We start from the raw sequence: 1,873 nt of genomic DNA, 5'->3' as shown, positions 1-1,873 counted from the left end.
TAAGTCATGTCTGGCTTTAGGGGGCATAGGTTGTGGAGTTGGTGTAGCGCTAGGCGCGTTTGCTGCCCATGGTTTGAAGCAGATGTTGTCACCCTATTTGCTCGATGTTTTTCAAACGGGTGTGCAGTACCAGTTTATTCATGGCATCGCTATTTTGCTTTGTGGCGTCCTGCTCGGGCTAAAATTGCCACTCAAGTCACAAAAATATTTCTCCCTTGCGGCCGTTTGCTTTATCATCGGCATCCTTTGTTTTAGCGGTAGCCTCTATGCGCTGGCATTAACGGGAATTAAATGGTTTGGTCCAATCACGCCATTTGGTGGACTAACGTTTATGCTTGGTTGGGGGTTGTTTGTATACGCAGCACTACAGGTTAAAGAGGTGAATCAGTGAAACAATTAATGCTCTACTGCCGCAGCGGCTTTGAAAAAGAGTGCGCCGGAGAAATTCAAGATCGTGCTACTCAGTTAGAAGTGTTTGGTTTCCCACGTCTTAAAAAGAATACAGGTTACGTGCTGTTTGAGTGTTACCAAGACGGCGACGCGCAGAAACTGGTAAAAGAACTCGACTTCAAATCACTGATTTTTGCTCGTCAGATCTTCGCTGTTGCGGCTGAGATTCAAGAGTTGCCACGTGACGATCGTATCACTCCGATTTTGCATGACTTAAGCTTTGTCGAGACCATGCCTCGTTGTGGCGATATTCGCATCGAAACCCCAGACACTAACGAAGCTAAAGAGCTACTCAAGTTCTGTCGTAAGTTTACTGTGCCAATGCGACAAGCTTTACGCGGTAAAGAGATCCTGTTCCCGAAAGATAGCCCGAAAAAGCCGGTATTACATATCTGTTTTGTTGCTCCGACGCACTGCTTCATTGGTTACTCTTTACCTAGCAATAACTCACAGTTCTTTATGGGGATTCCTCGTCTTAAGTTCCCGGCGGATGCACCAAGTCGCTCAACACTTAAACTTGAAGAGGCATTTCATGTCTTTATTCCTCGTGAAGAGTGGGATGAACGTCTTGCCGCTGGTATGTGGGGCGTAGATTTGGGCGCATGTCCTGGCGGTTGGACTTACCAATTGGTTAAGCGCTCAATGTTTGTTCACTCAGTTGATAACGGCATGATGGCAGATTCCCTAATGGAAACCGGTCAGGTTAAACATCACCAAGAAGACGGCTTTAAGTTTGAGCCAGCGCGTAAGAACGTAACTTGGCTGGTTTGTGACATGATTGAGAAGCCTTCTCGTGTTGCTCAGTTGATGGGGGAGTGGATTATTAGCGGTTGGGCGAAAGAGGCGATTTTTAACCTCAAACTGCCAATGAAAGGTCGTTACGACGAAGTATTAGAAGATATTGAGAATTTAAAACTTTTCCTTATTGAGAACGGAGTTAAGTTCAAACTGCAAGCTAAGCATCTTTACCATGATCGAGAAGAGATCACGGTTCACGTTCAGTGCTTGTCTAATATCTCGCCGCGATAAGAATCGGGATCGGACTTCGTCCTTCGGGAGCGCTACGCTTTTTGGAACGGGCTGCGCCCTGCGAGAACACTGCGTTTCGAGAATCGAGTTCGGACTTCGTCCTTCGAGATGTGTTCTTGGCGAGTATGTCGAGAATTACTGGCAGTGTCTGCTTCTGTTTTAGCGTAATTATCTAAAAATAAAATGAATGGGTTGACGCTATATGCCAACCCTTTAAACGCTCGTTTCTCGTTTCTCGTTTCTCGTTTTACTCATTCGCTCCTGTAAAGCGAATATCCTGCAGGTTAAACCCAAGTTCCATATCCGTCTTTAGCGATGCAATGAGCTTACACTTGCGCGCCGATTCAATATGCTCATCCAGCTTTTTGCGATATTTAGCTGGTAACTCTTCGCT

2 protein-coding genes and 1 pseudogene are annotated in these 1,873 nt (G+C 45.9%); 2 read left to right on the top strand and 1 reads right to left on the bottom strand.

The window, feature by feature from the left end:
* Positions 1-10: 10 nt before the first annotated feature.
* Both QTO00_RS19110 and rlmM read left to right on the top strand, forming a co-directional pair.
* Positions 11-391, top strand: a complete 381-nt coding sequence (locus tag QTO00_RS19110; protein WP_331426161.1) for a DUF423 domain-containing protein — start codon at positions 11-13, stop codon at positions 389-391.
* The gene (gene rlmM, locus QTO00_RS19105; RefSeq protein ID WP_331426160.1) at positions 388-1,479 is read left to right on the top strand and encodes a 23S rRNA (cytidine(2498)-2'-O)-methyltransferase RlmM; all 1,092 of its coding nucleotides are present in this window, start codon (positions 388-390) and stop codon (positions 1,477-1,479) included. Before QTO00_RS19110 ends, rlmM begins: the two co-directional genes overlap by 4 nt.
* Positions 1,480-1,726: 247 nt before the next feature.
* On the opposite strand, the pseudogene QTO00_RS19100 reads toward rlmM, so the two are convergent.
* Positions 1,727-1,873, bottom strand: a pseudogene (locus QTO00_RS19100) (flap endonuclease Xni); the annotation flags it as partial.

This window comes from Vibrio sp. M260118, from assembly GCF_036533755.1.
GTDB lineage: Bacteria > Pseudomonadota > Gammaproteobacteria > Enterobacterales > Vibrionaceae > Vibrio.
This window is presented reverse-complemented; position numbering and strand designations above follow the sequence as displayed.